The sequence below is a fragment of the Serratia sp. YWN4 genome, from assembly GCF_055790845.1.
On the sequence record NZ_CM147696.1, the window covers coordinates 4,430,443 to 4,449,709 of the forward strand.

Here is a 19,267-nt window from a genome sequence, read left to right on the forward strand (position 1 = left end):
TGCTCATAGCGCCCGTTTATGTCAGACTTGGCTTTTATAAAACTGATAGGAAGAGTCTACCAGAGATGCTCAAACAGGTAGAAATTTTCACCGACGGATCTTGCCTCGGTAATCCAGGGCCCGGCGGTTACGGCGCAATTTTGCGCTACAAGCAGCACGAAAAAACCTTCAGTGCAGGCTATTACCTGACCACCAACAACCGTATGGAGATGATGGCCGCCATTGTGGCACTCGAAGCGCTGACATCCCCTTGTGAAGTGGTGCTCAGCACCGACAGCCAATATGTACGACAAGGCATTACCAGTTGGATCCACAACTGGAAAAAGCGCGGTTGGAAAACCGCTGATAAAAAGCCGGTAAAAAACGTCGATCTCTGGCAGCGTCTGGATCTGGCAATTGCACGCCACACCATCCGCTGGGAGTGGGTCAAAGGCCATGCGGGCCACCCGGAAAACGAGCGTTGTGACGTGCTGGCGCGTGATGCCGCAGGCAATCCAACGCAGGATGATATGGGGTATCAACCCGAAGCTTAAGGCTGTTTGCGGTAACTCTTGGTCGCGCCCACAGCGCGGCTGAGAGCTGGCTTTCTCGCCCCCAACCTCATCGGCGTTGGCGTCAGCGGTAAGGTTCTCTTTCGCGCCACAATCACGCTCATACACCCCAGCGCCGGCAAATGCGTACTTAAAAACGTGCCACCTTTACGCTGCCAGGGCAGTACGTGGAAACGTGTCTGCTCCAGCACTTCATAATTCAACAGGCTGAGCCAGTCCAGCAAACGCATCTGCGTAAACATCCGGCTGACATAGGGTTGCCGGTTGCGCAATCCTGGGATCAATTTGCCCAACCCGAGTAAGCTGAACGGATTGAAGCTACTGATCACCAGCCAACCGTCGTCAATCATCACACGGTCAACTTCACGCAACAGGCGGTGCGGATCTTCAGCATAGGAAAGCGTGTGTGCCAGTAGACAGGCATCTACCGATTTGGCAGCAAAGGGTAATTGATAGGAATCGGCCAGTACATGCAGGTTATCCCCTGCCAAGCCAACGTTGACCTGATGCGATATGGCACACTTTTCAGTATCCAGCGCGGCGCTGAGGTTACCCACTTTCAGCAGATGAAAACCGAACAGCTTCGCCCACCAGGGTTGCAATTGCTGCTCAAGCGCCTCACGGTAGTATTCTCCCCATGGCAATCCGGCCCAGGAGTATGGGCTGGTGAGCTTTTGTAGAGTATGGGCTGGTTTCATGATTTATTATCTTCTTTCAAGCAGTTGCCAACGAGAGGTCCGTTATGAATCTTATCAGCATTCCTGCTTTTCAGGACAATTACATTTGGTTGCTGGATAACCAGCAAGGACATTGCGTTATCGTCGATCCCGGAGACGCCAGGCCGGTGCTGGAAGCGTTGACACGTTTGCAACTGATTCCTGACGCCATTTTACTGACCCATCACCATCGCGATCACGTTGGCGGCGTGGCAGAACTTGTTGCGCAATACCCAGAACTGAGGATGTATGGGCCGCAAGAAACCGCCAATAAAGGGGCAAATACTCTGGTTCAAGACGGTGAAATTATCGAAATCAATGGGCGGCAGTACCGCATTATCGCGGTTCCTGGGCATACGCTTGGGCATGTCGCATTCTACAGTGCACCTTATCTTTTCTGTGGGGATACCGTTTTTTCTGCTGGTTGTGGCAGACTTTTTGAAGGGACCGCTGAACAAATGTATGATTCATTTCAACGAGTCGCGCAACTTCCCGATGACACTCTCATTTGTTGCGCACACGAGTATACTCTCTCAAATCTTAAGTTTTCACGGGCTATTTTGCCACAAGATCGCGACATTGAAACATATCAGCAACAAGTTGAGAGATTACGCGCAAAAGGTAAGCCTAGCGTGCCTACAACGTTACAATTAGAGCGTAAAATTAATCTCTTTTTACGCTGCCATGATACTGATTTACAAAAAGAAATAGGCTTTAACTCACCACCAGACAGGCTTCATTCGGTTTTTTCCGAATTACGCCTGCGGAAAGATAGCTTCTGAAGCTTTTAGTTGTGTTATTCGATGAAGCAAAGTATAGTTGCTCGTCTTTTAAGCAACTATATTGACATACACATGAAGGCTAAAGCGATAATTCTCGCCTCAGTCTTGCTAGTAGGTTGCCAGGCGTCCAAGAAGGGCGTGCAGGTACCAGAGCAGCATGCACAGAGTCTGTCTTCGGCAGGTCAAGAAAGTGAAGCAGGAGAGTACACAGCGAATGGTCGAGCAAGCTCGGCGCGGTGGTTAGAGGGTAATAGCGCCGCACAACAGGACCTGTGGAACTTCATTAGCGACGAGCTGAAGATGGAGGTTCCGGAAAATCCCCGGATCCGTGAACAAAAAAGAAAGTACCTAAAAAGTAAGAGCTATCTCCACGATGTAACATTACGGGCAGAGCCGTACATGTACTGGATAGTCGGGCAGATTAAGAAACGTAATATGCCGATGGAACTGGTACTGCTACCCATAGTGGAGAGCGCTTTTGACCCACACGCCACGTCGCATGCCAATGCCGCAGGGCTATGGCAGATCGTGCCGCAAACGGGTCGTAATTATGGGCTGAAGAACAATCAGTGGTATGACGGGCGCCGTGATGTTGTTGCCTCGACGACTGCTGCGCTTGATATGATGGAGCGCTTGAACCGTATGTTTGACGGCGACTGGTTACTGACCGTCGCGGCTTATAACAGTGGTGAAGGCCGCATCATGCAGGCGGTGAAGGCGAATAAACGCCAAGGTAAGTCCACCGAGTTCTGGGATTTGTCGCTTCCGCGTGAAACGTCAATCTATGTCCCGAAAATGCTGGCACTGAGTGATATCATCAAACACAGTAAAAAGTACGGAGTCAAATTACCAAAAACTGACGAAACCCGTGCACTGGCGCGAATTGATGTTGGGCAGCAGATCCAGCTAACTCAGGCGGCTGAGATGGCAGGGCTTTCAGTCACCAAAATGAAAGCTTACAACCCAGGCTACAAGAAAGGTGTGACGGCACCGAACGGGCCTCATTACATTATGGTCCCGAAAGGTAATGCCGCACAGCTGAAAGACTCGTTGGCTGATGGGCAAATTACTCCACCGCCAGCCCAGCTGGCGAAGAACAGTAGTTTGTCTGGCGGAAGTGCGTATAAGGTTCGCTCCGGCGATACGTTATCTACCATCGCCAAACGGCTGAACGTAAAGCCAAGTGATTTGCAGAGTTGGAACAATTTACGTGCCAAAAGCACTCTAAAAGTTGGACAAACGCTGCAGGTAGCCAGCAATACCGGCGATAATAACAGTATCACCTATCAAGTTCGCAAGGGTGATTCGCTTTCCAGTATTGCACGCCGTCACGGTGTCGATATAGATGACGTGATGCGTTGGAACTCAAGGCTCGGCAAAAAAAGTAGTCTGCAACCGGGTCTGAAACTGACCTTGTTTGTAAACAACAAAATGTCACCAGATACCTAGATTTCCGACACAAAAAAGCACCCTGCGTTGTAGGGTGCTTTTTTATTGTCTTCAGATTCCCTCTACTAGATCGGCTTATCAATTTCTGGATGGAACTCCACCAACAGAGGATTATGATCTGACGCTTGGGTAACCAGTACAGAAGCCTCCACAACGCCTAAATTACGGTAAAATACAAAATCTAGCGGTCGGCCAAATGCTTTCTTACGGTGATCATCGGTGAAGCTTACCTCATGCAAAGCTATGTCATCAGCAAACTGATACAGCGCATTGATGCGTTTGCGGCTCCAGGCATTAAAATCACCGGCCATGATTACTGGCCCTTGATGGTTAGCAATCTGCTCGCCAATCGGGTCTAGCTGCTTACTGTATATATCGATACCTAAACTGAAATTCACCGCATGGATATTCACCACCATCAACAATTGACCATTATAGAGTGGATAGACGGTGATCAACGCTGATTTAGCCAGACGCAACAGCGGCTCACGTTCGCGCAACGGGCAGCAATACACCGGGTGGGCCGCTGCCAGTGTCATCACGCCCGAAGGATGTTGCGGCAACACAAAAGCAGGGACTTGATCGGCCGCCAGATAGTGAGAGGTAGCAAAGCTCACCAGTTCAGGTGTCGTCTGGGCTTCTTGCAATAACACCAGTTGCGCATCTTTACCAAAATCTTTCAGCACCGAAAGCCAATCAGCCCGTTGCTGCTTGAAGATATTCCACACCATAACCCGCAATACCCCAGACGTAGGTAACGCAGCCCCAGGCAGTAGCGGTTGATGGATGGCACCAGGGAAAATTCGTTCAACTGGCTGGCCTGCAACATACCTCATTGCATAAGTTCGTTTCGGCACGCTATTCGCCTATTTCCCGTTTGGATGATGTTGATAGCAACATTGCCACCAACAATAGATTGATTATACGCCTGTGCTTCTCTGCCAGCATGGCTTTTAGGAGGAAGGCTCTTTCAGTTATAGAGGCGAGGAGAGGTGATTTCAATCAGTGAAACGTATACGTCTGTAAAGGTTAGCGGTGAGCGGTAATAAATGCGAAAAAGCCCGCAAAAGGCGGGCTAGGCTGTGTCCCTCAATTTCTTGTTTAACGTTTGAAGTTGCCAGACCGCAAACTGTTTTAACAAATCAAAAGGGGTTTTTATAACTGGCTCAAAGCTGAAAGCTTTACGGAACCTCCAGCCTAGCTGGAGGTTTTCTGTGCACAAAAAGCCCTGAGTCAGAGACTCAGGGCTTATCAATTAAGTGGCGGAACGGACGGGGCTCGAACCCGCGACCCCCTGCGTGACAGGCAGGTATTCTAACCAACTGAACTACCGCTCCACCGATTCTTTCATGCGGTATCTTTTGATACCGGCAAAACCACCTTGGTGATTTCGCTATTACCAGATGTCACTCTGATAACCTTTGTTTGATGCCTGGCAGTGTCCTACTCTCGCATGGGGAGACCCCACACTACCATCGGTGCTACGGCGTTTCACTTCTGAGTTCGGCATGGGATCAGGTGGGACCACCGCGCTATTGCCGCCAGGCAAATTCTGTTTTATTCCAGGCCGTCACATGTCTTTACACGCAACCACCAGAACCAATCTAAGAACGTCGCTGAAAATTAAAACTTATATTCTGTCTCTCACCAAAACACCTTCGGTGTTGTAAGGTTAAGCCTCACGGTTCATTAGTACTGGTTAGCTCAATGCATCGCTGCACTTACACACCCAGCCTATCAACGTCTTAGTCTTAAACGTTCCTTCAGGAGCCTTAAAGGCCCAGGGAAGACTCATCTCGAGGCTAGTTTCGCGCTTAGATGCTTTCAGCGCTTATCTGTTCCGCACTTAGCTACCGGGCAGTGCCATTGGCATGACAACCCGAACACCAGCGGTGCGTTCACTCCGGTCCTCTCGTACTAGGAGCAACCCCTCTCAATCTTCCAACGCCCACGGCAGATAGGGACCGAACTGTCTCACGACGTTCTAAACCCAGCTCGCGTACCACTTTAAATGGCGAACAGCCATACCCTTGGGACCTACTTCAGCCCCAGGATGTGATGAGCCGACATCGAGGTGCCAAACACCGCCGTCGATATGAACTCTTGGGCGGTATCAGCCTGTTATCCCCGGAGTACCTTTTATCCGTTGAGCGATGGCCCTTCCATTCAGAACCACCGGATCACTAAGACCTACTTTCGTACCTGCTCGAGCCGTCACTCTCGCAGTCAAGCTAGCTTATGCCTTTGCACTAACCTCACGATGTCCGACCGTGATTAGCTAACCTTCGTGCTCCTCCGTTACTCTTTGGGAGGAGACCGCCCCAGTCAAACTACCCACCAGACACTGTCCTCACCCCGGATCACGGGGCCGAGTTAGAACATCAAACATTAAAGGGTGGTATTTCAAGGTTGGCTCCATGCAGACTGGCGTCCACACTTCACTGCCTCCCACCTATCCTACACATCAAGGCTCAATGTTCAGTGTCAAGCTATAGTAAAGGTTCACGGGGTCTTTCCGTCTTGCCGCGGGTACACTGCATCTTCACAGCGAGTTCAATTTCACTGAGTCTCGGGTGGAGACAGCCTGGCCATCATTACGCCATTCGTGCAGGTCGGAACTTACCCGACAAGGAATTTCGCTACCTTAGGACCGTTATAGTTACGGCCGCCGTTTACTGGGGCTTCGATCAAGAGCTTCGCCTTGCGGCTAACCCCATCAATTAACCTTCCAGCACCGGGCAGGCGTCACACCGTATACGTCCACTTTCGTGTTTGCACAGTGCTGTGTTTTTATTAAACAGTTGCAGCCAGCTGGTATCTGCGACTGGCTTCAGCTCCGAGAGCAAGTCTCTTCACCTACGCGCCAGCGTGCCTTCTCCCGAAGTTACGGCACCATTTTGCCTAGTTCCTTCACCCGAGTTCTCTCAAGCGCCTGGGTATTCTCTACCTGACCACCTGTGTCGGTTTGGGGTACGATTCTGTGTTACCTGGAGCTTAGAGGCTTTTCCTGGAAGCTTGGCATCAACTGCTTCTGCACCGTAGTGCATCGTCATCACGCCTCAGGGTTGAATAAGAGAACGGATTTACCAATTCTCTCCCCCTACACGCTTAAACCGGGACAACCGTCGCCCGGCCAGCCTAGCCTTCTCCGTCCCCCCTTCGCAGTAACACCGAGTACGGGAATATTAACCCGTTTCCCATCGACTACGCCTTTCGGCCTCGCCTTAGGGGTCGACTCACCCTGCCCCGATTAACGTTGGACAGGAACCCTTGGTCTTCCGGCGAGCGGGTTTTTCACCCGCTTTATCGTTACTTATGTCAGCATTCGCACTTCTGATACCTCCAGCAGCCCTCACAGACCACCTTCAACGGCTTACAGAACGCTCCCCTACCCAACAACGCCTAAGCGTCGCTGCCGCAGCTTCGGTGCATGGTTTAGCCCCGTTACATCTTCCGCGCAGGCCGACTCGACCAGTGAGCTATTACGCTTTCTTTAAATGATGGCTGCTTCTAAGCCAACATCCTGGCTGTCTATGCCTTCCCACATCGTTTCCCACTTAACCATGACTTTGGGACCTTAGCTGGCGGTCTGGGTTGTTTCCCTCTTCACGACGGACGTTAGCACCCGCCGTGTGTCTCCCGTGATAACATTCTTCGGTATTCGGAGTTTGCATCGGGTTGGTAAGCCGGGATGGCCCCCTAGCCGAAACAGTGCTCTACCCCCGAAGATGAGTTCACGAGGCGCTACCTAAATAGCTTTCGGGGAGAACCAGCTATCTCCCGGTTTGATTGGCCTTTCACCCCCAGCCACAAGTCATCCGCTAATTTTTCAACATTAGTCGGTTCGGTCCTCCAGTTAGTGTTACCCAACCTTCAACCTGCCCATGGCTAGATCACCGGGTTTCGGGTCTATACCTTGCAACTAGACGCCCAGTTAAGACTCGGTTTCCCTACGGCTCCCCTATACGGTTAACCTTGCTACAAAATATAAGTCGCTGACCCATTATACAAAAGGTACGCAGTCACCCCATAAAAGAGGCTCCCACTGCTTGTACGTACACGGTTTCAGGTTCTATTTCACTCCCCTCGCCGGGGTTCTTTTCGCCTTTCCCTCACGGTACTGGTTCACTATCGGTCAGTCAGGAGTATTTAGCCTTGGAGGATGGTCCCCCCATATTCAGACAGGATGTCACGTGTCCCGCCCTACTCATCGAACTCACAGTTCATGCATTTTAGTGTACGGGGCTATCACCCTTTGCTGCGCGACTTTCCAGACGCTTCCACTAACACACCCACTGATTCAGGTTCTGGGCTCTTCCCCGTTCGCTCGCCGCTACTGGGGGAATCTCGGTTGATTTCTTTTCCTCGGGGTACTTAGATGTTTCAGTTCCCCCGGTTCGCCTCATGCCACTATGTATTCATGACATGATAGTGCAACGGATTGCACTGGGTTTCCCCATTCGGGTATTGCCGGTTATAACGGTTCATATCACCTTACCGACACTTTTCGCAGATTAGCACGCCCTTCATCGCCTCTGACTGCCTAGGCATCCACCGTGTACGCTTAGTCACTTAACCTCACAACCCGAAGGTGTTTCCTGTAAACAGAAGACAAATTCGTGCTGTAAATCATTGAGAGACTCTCTGACAGGGTACTTTTCATCTCAAGAGTTCTACGGAGAGACGAATTTCTGCTGTCAGGTTTCAATTTTCAGCTTGTTCCAGATTGTTAAAGAGCAATATCGTAAACACGACTCGTGAGAGTCATCTTTACGATTTTTTCGGTTTAAATAACCAGTGATAATGTCTTTCACGCATTATCGGATGGCGTCCCCAAGGGGATTCGAACCCCTGTTACAGCCGTGAAAGGGCAGTGTCCTAGGCCTCTAGACGATGGGGACACAAAAATTGCCAGCAACGCATGCGTTGCTATTTTTGTGTAAAGGTGAGATTTTTCCAGAAAAATCGAACGCCCTTGTTGTTTGTTACTGCACTCGACAGCCGCAAACGCCTCAGCACTCAGGAATCATCGCCAACCTTTATCAACAGGTAGCGCTTTTGCTCGTTACTTTCTATCAGACAATCTGTTGTGAACACTCACTCAATCAATATCATTCGGTAAGGAGGTGATCCAACCGCAGGTTCCCCTACGGTTACCTTGTTACGACTTCACCCCAGTCATGAATCACAAAGTGGTAAGCGCCCTCCCGAAGGTTAAGCTACCTACTTCTTTTGCAACCCACTCCCATGGTGTGACGGGCGGTGTGTACAAGGCCCGGGAACGTATTCACCGTAGCATTCTGATCTACGATTACTAGCGATTCCGACTTCATGGAGTCGAGTTGCAGACTCCAATCCGGACTACGACATACTTTATGAGGTCCGCTGGCTCTCGCGAGTTTGCTTCTCTTTGTATATGCCATTGTAGCACGTGTGTAGCCCTACTCGTAAGGGCCATGATGACTTGACGTCATCCCCACCTTCCTCCGGTTTATCACCGGCAGTCTCCTTTGAGTTCCCACCATTACGTGCTGGCAACAAAGGATAAGGGTTGCGCTCGTTGCGGGACTTAACCCAACATTTCACAACACGAGCTGACGACAGCCATGCAGCACCTGTCTCACGGTTCCCGAAGGCACCAAGGTATCTCTACCAAGTTCCGTGGATGTCAAGAGTAGGTAAGGTTCTTCGCGTTGCATCGAATTAAACCACATGCTCCACCGCTTGTGCGGGCCCCCGTCAATTCATTTGAGTTTTAACCTTGCGGCCGTACTCCCCAGGCGGTCGACTTAACGCGTTAGCTCCGGAAGCCACGCCTCAAGGGCACAACCTCCAAGTCGACATCGTTTACAGCGTGGACTACCAGGGTATCTAATCCTGTTTGCTCCCCACGCTTTCGCACCTGAGCGTCAGTCTTTGTCCAGGGGGCCGCCTTCGCCACCGGTATTCCTCCAGATCTCTACGCATTTCACCGCTACACCTGGAATTCTACCCCCCTCTACAAGACTCTAGCTTGCCAGTTTCAAATGCAGTTCCCACGTTAAGCGCGGGGATTTCACATCTGACTTAACAAACCGCCTGCGTGCGCTTTACGCCCAGTAATTCCGATTAACGCTTGCACCCTCCGTATTACCGCGGCTGCTGGCACGGAGTTAGCCGGTGCTTCTTCTGCGAGTAACGTCAATGTGATGCGCTATTAACACACCACCCTTCCTCCTCGCTGAAAGTGCTTTACAACCCGAAGGCCTTCTTCACACACGCGGCATGGCTGCATCAGGCTTGCGCCCATTGTGCAATATTCCCCACTGCTGCCTCCCGTAGGAGTCTGGACCGTGTCTCAGTTCCAGTGTGGCTGGTCATCCTCTCAGACCAGCTAGGGATCGTCGCCTAGGTGAGCCATTACCCCACCTACTAGCTAATCCCATCTGGGCACATCCGATGGTGTGAGGCCCGAAGGTCCCCCACTTTGGTCCGAAGACGTTATGCGGTATTAGCTACCGTTTCCAGTAGTTATCCCCCTCCATCGGGCAGTTTCCCAGACATTACTCACCCGTCCGCCGCTCGTCACCCAGGAGCAAGCTCCCTGTGCTACCGCTCGACTTGCATGTGTTAGGCCTGCCGCCAGCGTTCAATCTGAGCCATGATCAAACTCTTCAATTAAAAGTTCGATTTGCTTAAACCACTTAAGCGATGCTCAAAGATTACTTTCTGCAAATATTCATTGGAACCGAAGTTCAAATGTTTACTGCTTTGGTCACTCTTCAAGACTTGATATTTTTGTGCCACCGAGGTGGCTGGATATCGTCTTGTGAGTGCCCACACAGATTGTCTGATAAATTGTTAAAGAGCGTGGTTACCGGCATGTTTCTCGGTAACGCGGGAGGCAGATAATACGCTTTCCCGCTGAAGAGTCAACCTTTTTTCTCTGCCGAGATGCGGTGTTTTCACCGGGTTGCTTCTTCCTGGCTGGGCGACATTCTTTGCTATAAAGAGTTCGTTGTTCCCGGTCAGTGGAGGCGCATTATAGGGAGTTCTCAGAGCGCCGCAACCCCTAAATTCAAAAAACCTTTCAAGCGTTCAGAAAACGGACAAAACCACTATTTTAGGATGTTTATTATCCAGAAAAAGGCCGCTTTCAGATATTTGAACAGAGAAAAAGTATCAACCTGGTTAAACAAATAGAAAAGGGGCAGTAAAAACCGCCCCTTCCATCACTATAAATAGCTGCCGTGTTTATTGTTTGGCAACAATATGGTCGTTTTCCACATCCAGCGTCACTGGCTTGCCCGGTATCAACTTTCCAGAAAGGATTTGCTGCGCCAACGGGTTTTCAATTTCCTGCTGGATGGCACGTTTCAATGGCCGAGCACCATAAACAGGGTCATAACCGGTTTTACCCAACAGTTCCAACGCAGGCTCTGTGATATTCACTTCATAACCGCGCTCTTCCAGACGTTTGTACAGGCGCGCCAACTGAATCTTGGCAATCTGCGCGATATGTTTACGGCCGAGCGGATGGAAGACCACGACCTCATCGATGCGGTTGATGAATTCTGGCCGGAAATGATGGCTCACCATCTCCATCACCGACTCTTTCATCTGCGCATAGTTAACCTTACCAAAGTGCTCTTGAATCATTTCGGAGCCCAGGTTAGAGGTCATAATCACCACGGTATTGCGGAAATCAACGGTACGGCCTTGCCCATCTGTCAAACGTCCGTCATCTAACACCTGCAACAGAATGTTGAACACATCGGGATGTGCTTTTTCTACTTCATCCAGCAGGATCACCGAATAAGGCCGACGACGTACCGCTTCTGTCAGATAGCCACCTTCTTCATAACCGACATAACCCGGAGGTGCCCCAACCAGCCTGGAAACGGAGTGCTTCTCCATAAACTCGGACATATCGATACGCACCATCGCGTCATCACTGTCGAACAGGAACGAAGCCAGCGCTTTACACAGTTCGGTTTTACCTACCCCCGTCGGGCCGAGGAACAGGAATGAACCGATCGGCCGGTTCGGATCGGAAAGACCAGCTCGGCTACGACGAATGGCATTAGACACCGCAACCACCGCTTCATCCTGGCCAATCACCCGCGAATGCAGCTCCTGCTCAAGGCGTAGCAGCTTATCACGCTCACCTTCCAGCATTCTGGCGACCGGGATACCGGTGGCTTTAGCCAGCACTTCGGCAATCTCCGCATCGGTAACACGGTTGCGCAGCAGCTTCATGGTCTTGCCTTCAGCCAGTGTTGCCGCAGCCAGCTGTTTTTCCAGCTCCGGAATTTTGCCGTACTGCAACTCAGACATGCGCGCCAGGTCACCTGAACGGCGGGATTGCTCCAAAGTAATCTTGGCCTGTTCAAGTTCAGCCTTGATATTCTGCGTACCGGAAAGAGAGGCTTTTTCTGCTTTCCACTCTTCTTCCAGTTCGGAATACTCACGCTCTTTCTGCTCAAGTTCACTGCTCAGCATTTCCAGGCGTTTTTTACTGGCATCATCAGACTCTTTATTCAGCGCCTGCTGTTCCAGTTTCAACTGAATGATACGGCGCTCCAGACGATCGAGTGATTCCGGCTTAGAGTCCATCTGCATACGAATGCTGGATGCCGCTTCATCGATCAGGTCGATGGCTTTATCCGGCAACTGGCGATCGGAAATATAGCGATGCGACAAAGTCGCAGCAGCCACGATCGCCGGATCGGTAATCTGCACATGGTGATGCAGCTCATAACGTTCTTTCAGACCACGCAGAATGGCGATGGTATCTTCGACCGTCGGTTCTGCCACATAGACTTTCTGGAAACGACGCTCAAGCGCGGCATCCTTCTCTATATACTGACGATACTCATTCAGCGTAGTGGCACCTACGCAGTGCAGTTCCCCACGGGCCAACGCTGGCTTGAGCATGTTGCCAGCATCCATCGCACCGTCGGCCTTACCGGCACCGACCATCGTGTGCAGTTCGTCGATGAACAGAATGACGCTGCCTTCCTGCTTGGAGAGATCGCTCAACACCCCTTTCAGGCGTTCCTCAAACTCGCCGCGGTATTTTGCCCCGGCAATCAACGCGCCCATATCCAGTGAAAGCACCCGCTTATGCTTGAGCCCTTCAGGCACTTCGCCATTAATGATGCGCTGCGCCAGGCCTTCGACGATGGCGGTCTTACCGACACCGGGTTCACCGATCAGAACAGGGTTATTTTTGGTACGGCGCTGCAATACCTGAATGGTACGGCGGATCTCTTCATCACGGCCGATAACCGGGTCAAGTTTGCCCTGCTCGGCACGCTCGGTGAGATCGATGGTGTATTTCTTCAATGCCTGACGCTGATCTTCCGCACCTTGATCATCCACGCTGTCACCGCCTCGCATTTGTTCAATGGCTTTGGAGAGTTTATCGGCCGTTGCGCCAGCCGCTTTCAGCAGATCGGTCAACGCACCGCGATCTTCAAGCACCGCCAGAACAAACAGCTCAGAAGAAATGAATTTGTCCGCGCGCTTTTGCGCCAGTTTGTCGCACAGGTTGAGTACGCGCACCAGTTCATGTGACGGTTGAACGTCACCACCGGTACCTTCAACCTGCGGCAGACGGGTTAACGCCTGGTCGATCTCGCTGCGCACACGCCCAGCGTCGATCCCGGCAGAAGTTAACAATGGGCGAACCGTTCCCCCATCCTGATTGAGCAATGCGCTCATCAGATGTAACGGTTCGATAAATTGATTGTCGCGCCCTAAGGCCAAGGATTGAGCATCGGCGAGGGCAAGCTGGAATTTGTTGGTAAGACGATCCAGACGCATAACACCTCCAATATAGTGCAGAATTGCTACAGGAGATTAAATGAGGTCATCCCTCAAATTTTCAAGGTTATTCCGACACTATATTATTAGTACAACGTCATGCATCTGTGGATCGTCCTAGGGCAGTAGGTTATATCACCCAGATCAAACTTGCCAGACGTCCGGTCACTCCATCACGCCGATAGGAGAAAAAATGACTCATTTCAGTCACTGTGCAACGATCCCCGCCATAAATGGCGAAAATACCCGCACGCTGAAGGCGCTGGCGAGCCAAAAGGTAGATATCAGCGAGAAATTTATCGCCACGAGGTGTAAACGCAGAAGCAGCAGCAACATCGGCAGCAATAAACGCCGCACGCACTTCCGCCCCCACTTCAAACCGCTGCGGGCCGATGGCTGGGCCAAGCCAGGCGGTGATTTTGCCCGGCGCAGCAACAAAGCGTTCTATTGTGCGTTCCAATATGCCATCACAGAGCCCACGCCAACCCGCGTGGGCTGCCGCCACTTCATCGCCTGCCTGTGAAGCAAAGAGTACAGGCAGGCAATCCGCTGTCATCACCGCACACACCTGCCCCGCCACGTTGCTGTAAACCGCATCGGCCCGTAAATCATCAGGCGCTTGCCCGTCCAACGCCAACACACGTGTTCCGTGTATCTGCTCCAGCCAAATAGGCATCTGCGGTAAACCCGCCCCCGCCACCAGCCGTTGGCGGTTACAGGCTACCGCTTGCGCATCATCCCCCACGTGCGTGCCCAGATTCAATGAATCATAAGGCGGCAGGCTGATACCGCCATGGCGAGTGGTGCTATAGGCTTTTACCCCTGCAGGTATCGGCCAATCGGGCAGAATGAGCGCATCCATTACCAATCCATTTGGTCTTTGAATTCTTCGGTATCGGCTTTCAGCGCGTCGATCAGATCAACCATATCCTGCGGCAATGGAGCGTGCCATTCCATCTGGATACCGCTGATAGGATGGTACAAGCGTAACATCGTCGCGTGCAGTGCCTGACGATCAAACCCACGCAGGGTGCTGATAAACGACTCCGATGCCCCTTTTGGCGGACGCGGGCGGCCACCGTACAGCGGATCGCCCACCAGCGGATGGTTAATGTGCGACATGTGCACACGGATTTGATGGGTACGCCCGGTTTCCAGACGCAAACGCAGACGAGTATGCGCGCGGAAATGCTCCATGATGCGGTAATGGGTTACCGCAGGTTTCCCCATCGGATGCACGGCCATATGGGTACGTTTGGTGGAGTGGCGCGCAATCGGTTCTTCCACCGTGCCACCCGCCGTCATGGTGCCAATCGCCACCGCTTCATATTCACGCGTGATTTCACGTGCCTGTAGCGCTTCCACCAAGCGGGTTTGCGCCGGGACGGTTTTCGCCACGACCATCAGGCCGGTGGTATCTTTATCCAGGCGGTGCACGATACCGGCACGCGGTACATCGGCAATTTCCGGGTAATAGTGCAGCAGCGCATTAAGCACCGTGCCATCCGGGTTGCCAGCACCAGGGTGCACCACAAAATCGCGAGGTTTGTTAATCACCAGAATATCGGCATCTTCATAGACAATATCCAGTGCGATGTCCTGCGGTTCCCAACGGGCATCTTCCTCGATCTGTGCATCAATGGCGACCGTTTCTCCCCCCAGTACCTTCTCTTTCGGCTTGTTTACCGTTTTGCCATTGACCTGTACCCGATCTTCCAGGATCCAATCTTTTATGCGTGATCTTGAATAATCAGGGAACAATTCGGCCAAAGCCTGATCTAAACGTTGTCCGAGTTGAGTTTCGGCCACCGTTGCGGTGAGTTGTACTTGTTGTGCCATATGCAGGATTCTTCGTTAACGTTGGGTTTTCACGGCGATGCCGTTTAATATAATGTGCTATTGTAACTGGTCTTTTGTCGGGAGCTTAACGGACAGTCTCCCGGAATAACACCCTGAGGATAATCAAAACGTCATGACGCGTATGAAATATCTGGTGGCGGCAGCCACGTTGAGCCTGGCGCTGGCAGGTTGCTCCACATCCAAGGATGCGGTTCCCGACAACCCACCTTCGGAAATCTATGCTACTGCCCAGCAAAAACTGCAGGACGGTGACTTTAAGGGCGCGATTAAACAACTCGAAGCGTTAGATAACCGCTATCCTTTCGGGCCATACTCCCAGCAGGTCCAGTTGGATCTGATTTACGCCTACTATAAATCTGCCGATTTACCGATGGCGCAAGCCTCTATCGATCGCTTTATGCGCTTGAACCCAACGCACCCTAACATTGATTACGTCATGTACATGCGCGGTTTGACAGATATGGCGCTGGATGACAGTGCGTTGCAAGGCTTCTTCGGGGTTGACCGTTCTGACCGCGATCCGCAACATGCCCGCGCCGCATTCCGCGATTTCAACCAGCTGCTTCAGCAGTATCCGAACAGCCAATACGCCACAGACACTTACAAGCGTCTGGTGTTCCTGAAAAACCGCTTGGCCAAGTATGAGCTTTCAGTGGCGGAATACTACACTAAACGCGGTGCTTACGTCGCGGTTGTTAATCGCGTTGAGCAGATGATGCGTGAATTCCCGGATACCAAAGCGACTCGTGATGCGCTACCGCTGATGGAAAATGCTTATCGTCAACTGGAGCTGAATGCTCAAGCCGACAAAGTGGCGAAAATCATTGCCGCCAACCCGGCGTAACGATTCTAACCGTCACAAACATAAAAAACGGCAGCTTCGGCTGCCGTTTTCATTAGTGATAAATTCACAAGAAAAAACAGAATATTAACAAGGTTACGTCACCTGTTAACTTATCAATAATGCGCGTTCTGCCACTCAGACTCAAGTGTTAGATAACGGTTTCAGAGTCTAAATCACAGATTGAGCTAACTTTGCAAAAAGTGACAAAAATACGCGATCTCTTTCACCCACTTCGGCAAAAAGCGCGTTATGCTGAATACATCCAAGATGGAAAGACAGAGAGGTAAGTTATATGACAATCAACATTACCAGCAAACAAATGGATATCACCCCCGCAATCCGTAGTCATGTCGAAGACCGTCTCACCAAACTGGATAAATGGCAGGCTCAACTGATTAATCCGCATATTGTTTTGTCTAAAGAACCTAAAGGGTTTGTCGTGGATGCCACCATTACCACACCTAACGGCCCGCTGGTTGCCAGCGCAAAACATGAAGACATGTATACCGCCGTTAATGACCTGATCGCCAAACTTGAGCGTCAGCTGAATAAAGTGCAGCACAAGAGCGAAGCGCGCCGCGCCTACGCCAGTGTGAAAGACCTCGCGCCAGAAGTGACTCCGGAAGAGTAAACACCTTTTCATGATTGTTTCGTATCAAACGCGCCTTCGGGCGCGTTTTTTAACGGCCGGTTTTTATTGACACAGAGAAAAGCCTGCGGTTACCTTAACCTGCTTACACATACTTTTGGACACCCATGACTCGTAAACCGTTTTTCTTCGCATTCTTTTTTACCTTCCCCTGATTGGGAGGCGTTTCGTCGTGTGATAAAGAATGCGAAGACGAACAACCAAGCCTCCTGAAAACAGGGGGCTTTTTTTATGGCTATTTAACGATGATAAGAACACAAGATAAGGCTGATTATGACTGATAACCCGTTACTCGTACTGCGCGAACGTATCAGCGCACTGGACCTGAAACTGCTGGCGCTGCTGGCAGAACGCCGTGAGCTGGCGGTAGAAGTGGGCAAAACCAAGCTGCACTCACACCGGCCGATTCGCGATAAAGAGCGTGAACGCGATCTGCTGGATGCGCTGATTAGCGCTGCCAAACCTTATGATCTAGACGGTTTCTATGTCACCCGCCTGTTCCAGTTGATCATTGAAGACTCCGTGCTGACCCAGCAGACACTGTTGCAGCATCAGCTTAACCAAATCAGTCAGCACTCTGCGCGCATTGCCTTCCTCGGCCCCAAGGGCTCCTATTCGCATCTCGCGGCGCGCCAATACAGTGCCCGCCATTTCGATCAGTTGATCGAATGCGGCTGCCAGAAATTCCAGGATATTTTTACTCAGGTTGAAACCGGCCAGGCGGATTACGCCATTCTGCCAATCGAAAACACCAGCTCCGGGTCAATCAACGACGTGTATGATCTGCTGCAACATACCAGTCTGTCGATCGTAGGCGAACTTACGTTGCCGATCGATCACTGCGTGCTGGTCGCTAGCCAAACCGATCTGAGCCAGATCGAGATTGTTTACAGCCATCCACAGCCTTTCCAGCAGTGCAGCCAGTTTATTAACCGTTATCCACACTGGAAAATTGAGTATTGCGAAAGCACCGCCGCCGCCATGGAGAAAGTGGCTGAGCTAAATTCGCCAAAGGCTGCGGCATTGGGCAGCGAAGCCGGTGGTGCGCTCTACCACCTACAGGTACTTGAGCACAATCTGGCTAACCAGCAGCAGAACATCACCCGTTTCATCGTGCTGGCACGCAAAGCGATCGAAGTCTCAGAGCAGGTTCCGGCCAAAACCACGCTGATTATGGCTACCGGCCAGCAGTCCGGTGCGCTGGTAGAAGCGTTATTGGTGTTACGTGACAACGGCATCATCATGACCAAGCTGGAATCACGCCCGATTAACGGCAACCCGTGGGAAGAGATGTTCTATATTGATGTGCAGGCCAACCTGCGTTCTGAATCCATGCAGAAAGCGTTGAAAGACCTGACCCCGATTACCCGTTCACTGAAGGTGCTGGGGTGCTATCCGAGCGAAAATGTGGTGCCGGTAAACCCATCTTGATGCAAAAAAAGAGGTTCGGCAATGCCGAACCTCTTATCAATCAAGCAGCATGACCATTATTGGCGGCTGTCATTCGCCTGGCGTAACAACGAGCGGCTCTCCACCAGGAAACGCTGGGCATAATCACCAAACCAGTGTTCCACTTTCTGGAAGCTTTGGATAAACGCCTGCTTGTCACCATGCTCCAGCAACTGAATCGCCTCACCAAAACGCTGATAATAACGTTTGATCAGATGAATATTTTCGTCGGAAGACATGATGATATCAGCATAAAGCTGCGGATCCTGAGCAAACAACCGGCCCACCATCGCCAACTCCAACCGGTAGATCGGTGAAGACAGCGCCAACAATTGTTCCAGTTGGACGTTCTCTTCTGCCAAATGCAGGCCATAGGCAAAAGTCGCGAAATGTCGCAATGCCTGGATAAAGGCCATATTTTGATCGTGCTCAACGGCGCTGATGCGGTGTAATCGCGCGCCCCAAACCTGCAACTGTTCCAGCAGCCACTGATAGGCTTCAGGTTGGCGTCCATCACAATACACCACCACCTGCTTGGCAACGCTGCCAACATCCGGGCCAAACATCGGGTGAAGCCCAAGCACTGGCCCGCCGTGGGCTGCCAGCATCGCCTGTAGCGGCCGGTTTTTGACCGAGGCCAAATCGATCAAGATGCAGTCTTCCGGCAATGGTGGCAACTGGCCGATCACCTGTTCTGTGACGTGGATAGGCACGCTGACAATCACCATACCAGCATCAGCCAGCAAGGTGTCGGCCTGCGGCCAATCTTCCTGATCCAGCACCTTCACCTGATAACCGGATAAGGTCAGCAGGCGATTAAACAAACGCCCCATCTGGCCATTGCCGCCGATAATGACAATCGGACGCAATTGTGGACACAGCGTTTTAAAACCTTTGTCGTTCTCACTGGTATAGGATTCGCGCATCACCCGACGCAGCACATCCTCAATCAAATCCGGCGGCACGCCAAGGCCTTCAGCCTCTTTACGGCGCGAGGCCAGCATCGCCGCCTCACGCTCAGGCACGTAGACCGGTAAACCGTAGTGGCTTTTGACTTCCCCCACTTCCGCCACCAGTTCCAGGCGCTTCGCCAACAGACCCAGCAATGCTTTATCTACTTCGTCAATTTGATCGCGTAATGCGGTCAGTTCAGCCACCAT

Annotated in this window: 13 protein-coding genes, 2 tRNA genes, 3 rRNA genes and 1 other annotated feature; of the genes, 7 read left to right on the forward strand and 11 right to left on the reverse strand. The window is 51.5% G+C overall.

Features of this window, described 5'->3' with window-relative positions; translation table 11 throughout:
- The first annotated feature begins 65 nt into the window (after positions 1–65).
- Positions 66–533: a ribonuclease HI gene (gene rnhA, locus ACX9GT_RS20515; RefSeq protein WP_473188475.1), complete on the forward strand. Its 468-nt coding sequence runs from the start codon at positions 66–68 to the stop codon at positions 531–533.
- Here the strand turns inward: rnhA and ACX9GT_RS20520 are convergent.
- Positions 530–1,249, reverse strand: coding sequence for a class I SAM-dependent methyltransferase (locus ACX9GT_RS20520; protein WP_473188476.1), 720 nt, complete (start codon positions 1,247–1,249; stop codon positions 530–532). The genes rnhA and ACX9GT_RS20520 overlap by 4 nt on opposite strands.
- A gap of 44 nt (positions 1,250–1,293) precedes the next feature.
- Here ACX9GT_RS20520 and gloB point away from each other — a divergent pair, with 44 nt between their 5' ends.
- Both gloB and mltD read left to right on the forward strand, forming a co-directional pair.
- Positions 1,294–2,049: a hydroxyacylglutathione hydrolase gene (gloB, locus tag ACX9GT_RS20525; protein WP_473188477.1), complete on the forward strand. Its 756-nt coding sequence runs from the start codon at positions 1,294–1,296 to the stop codon at positions 2,047–2,049.
- A gap of 72 nt (positions 2,050–2,121) precedes the next feature.
- Positions 2,122–3,498, forward strand: coding sequence for a murein transglycosylase D (gene mltD, locus ACX9GT_RS20530; RefSeq protein WP_473191652.1), 1,377 nt, complete (start codon positions 2,122–2,124; stop codon positions 3,496–3,498).
- 65 nt (positions 3,499–3,563) lie between these two features.
- On the opposite strand, the gene ACX9GT_RS20535 is transcribed toward mltD, so the two are convergent.
- The 9 genes from ACX9GT_RS20535 to rluD all read right to left on the reverse strand — a co-directional run bounded on the left by ACX9GT_RS20535 (position 3,564) and on the right by rluD (position 15,144).
- Positions 3,564–4,355, reverse strand: a complete 792-nt coding sequence (locus ACX9GT_RS20535; RefSeq protein WP_473188478.1) for an endonuclease/exonuclease/phosphatase family protein — start codon at positions 4,353–4,355, stop codon at positions 3,564–3,566.
- A gap of 403 nt (positions 4,356–4,758) precedes the next feature.
- Positions 4,759–4,835, reverse strand: a tRNA-Asp gene (locus tag ACX9GT_RS20540).
- A 93-nt stretch (positions 4,836–4,928) separates the two neighbouring features.
- Positions 4,929–5,044 (reverse strand): 5S ribosomal RNA (gene rrf, locus ACX9GT_RS20545).
- A gap of 122 nt (positions 5,045–5,166) precedes the next feature.
- Positions 5,167–8,076: ribosomal RNA gene (locus tag ACX9GT_RS20550) — 23S ribosomal RNA — on the reverse strand.
- A gap of 247 nt (positions 8,077–8,323) precedes the next feature.
- A tRNA-Glu gene (locus ACX9GT_RS20555) sits at positions 8,324–8,399 on the reverse strand.
- A 218-nt stretch (positions 8,400–8,617) separates the two neighbouring features.
- Positions 8,618–10,158, reverse strand: a 16S ribosomal RNA gene (locus ACX9GT_RS20560).
- Together the 16S, 23S and 5S rRNA genes with 2 tRNA genes alongside form the textbook arrangement of a ribosomal RNA operon.
- A 573-nt stretch (positions 10,159–10,731) precedes the next feature.
- The gene (gene clpB / locus ACX9GT_RS20565; protein ID WP_473188479.1) at positions 10,732–13,305 is read right to left on the reverse strand and encodes an ATP-dependent chaperone ClpB; all 2,574 of its coding nucleotides are present in this window, start codon (positions 13,303–13,305) and stop codon (positions 10,732–10,734) included.
- Positions 13,306–13,435: 130 nt separating this feature from the next.
- Positions 13,436–14,167 carry a purine nucleoside phosphorylase YfiH gene (gene yfiH, locus ACX9GT_RS20570; protein WP_473188480.1) on the reverse strand — a complete coding sequence of 244 codons (732 nt, stop codon included), beginning with the start codon at positions 14,165–14,167 and terminating at the stop codon, positions 13,436–13,438.
- Entirely contained in the window at positions 14,167–15,144 is a 978-nt protein-coding gene (rluD, locus tag ACX9GT_RS20575) for a 23S rRNA pseudouridine(1911/1915/1917) synthase RluD (protein ID WP_473188481.1), read from the reverse strand. The genes yfiH and rluD overlap by 1 nt, the downstream gene beginning before the upstream one ends.
- 133 nt (positions 15,145–15,277) lie before the next feature.
- On the opposite strand from rluD, the gene bamD reads away from it, so the two are divergent.
- The 4 genes from bamD (at position 15,278) to pheA (ending at position 18,089) form a co-directional block, all read left to right on the forward strand.
- Complete coding sequence (gene bamD, locus ACX9GT_RS20580; protein WP_473188482.1) at positions 15,278–16,009, forward strand: outer membrane protein assembly factor BamD; 732 nt, start codon at positions 15,278–15,280, stop codon at positions 16,007–16,009.
- A 292-nt stretch (positions 16,010–16,301) separates the two neighbouring features.
- Positions 16,302–16,640 carry a ribosome-associated translation inhibitor RaiA gene (gene raiA / locus ACX9GT_RS20585; protein ID WP_473188483.1) on the forward strand — a complete coding sequence of 113 codons (339 nt, stop codon included), beginning with the start codon at positions 16,302–16,304 and terminating at the stop codon, positions 16,638–16,640.
- Between the two features lie 124 nt (positions 16,641–16,764).
- Positions 16,765–16,891 (forward strand) — a sequence feature (Phe leader region).
- A complete protein-coding gene (locus tag ACX9GT_RS20590) occupies positions 16,766–16,813 on the forward strand; it encodes a hypothetical protein (RefSeq protein WP_197062210.1) in 48 nt (15 codons plus the stop codon). (Overlaps the previous feature by 48 nt.)
- A 40-nt stretch (positions 16,892–16,931) precedes the next feature.
- A complete protein-coding gene (gene pheA, locus ACX9GT_RS20595; RefSeq protein ID WP_473188484.1) occupies positions 16,932–18,089 on the forward strand; it encodes a bifunctional chorismate mutase/prephenate dehydratase in 1,158 nt (385 codons plus the stop codon).
- Between the two features lie 56 nt (positions 18,090–18,145).
- Here the strand turns inward: pheA and tyrA are convergent, their stop codons facing one another.
- Positions 18,146–19,267, reverse strand: a complete 1,122-nt coding sequence (gene tyrA, locus ACX9GT_RS20600) for a bifunctional chorismate mutase/prephenate dehydrogenase (protein ID WP_473188485.1) — start codon at positions 19,265–19,267, stop codon at positions 18,146–18,148.

Coding starts and splice junctions, on each gene's coding strand:
- tyrA (WP_473188485.1), bottom strand. CDS start 19,267: ATGGTGGCTGAACTGACCGCATTACGCGATCAAATTGACGAAGTAGAT.
- raiA (WP_473188483.1), top strand. CDS start 16,302: ATGACAATCAACATTACCAGCAAACAAATGGATATCACCCCCGCAATC.
- gloB (WP_473188477.1), top strand. CDS start 1,294: ATGAATCTTATCAGCATTCCTGCTTTTCAGGACAATTACATTTGGTTG.
- rluD (WP_473188481.1), bottom strand. CDS start 15,144: ATGGCACAACAAGTACAACTCACCGCAACGGTGGCCGAAACTCAACTC.
- ACX9GT_RS20520 (WP_473188476.1), bottom strand. CDS start 1,249: ATGAAACCAGCCCATACTCTACAAAAGCTCACCAGCCCATACTCCTGG.
- yfiH (WP_473188480.1), bottom strand. CDS start 14,167: ATGGATGCGCTCATTCTGCCCGATTGGCCGATACCTGCAGGGGTAAAA.
- mltD (WP_473191652.1), top strand. CDS start 2,122: ATGAAGGCTAAAGCGATAATTCTCGCCTCAGTCTTGCTAGTAGGTTGC.
- rnhA (WP_473188475.1), top strand. CDS start 66: ATGCTCAAACAGGTAGAAATTTTCACCGACGGATCTTGCCTCGGTAAT.
- pheA (WP_473188484.1), top strand. CDS start 16,932: ATGACTGATAACCCGTTACTCGTACTGCGCGAACGTATCAGCGCACTG.
- clpB (WP_473188479.1), bottom strand. CDS start 13,305: ATGCGTCTGGATCGTCTTACCAACAAATTCCAGCTTGCCCTCGCCGAT.
- bamD (WP_473188482.1), top strand. CDS start 15,278: ATGACGCGTATGAAATATCTGGTGGCGGCAGCCACGTTGAGCCTGGCG.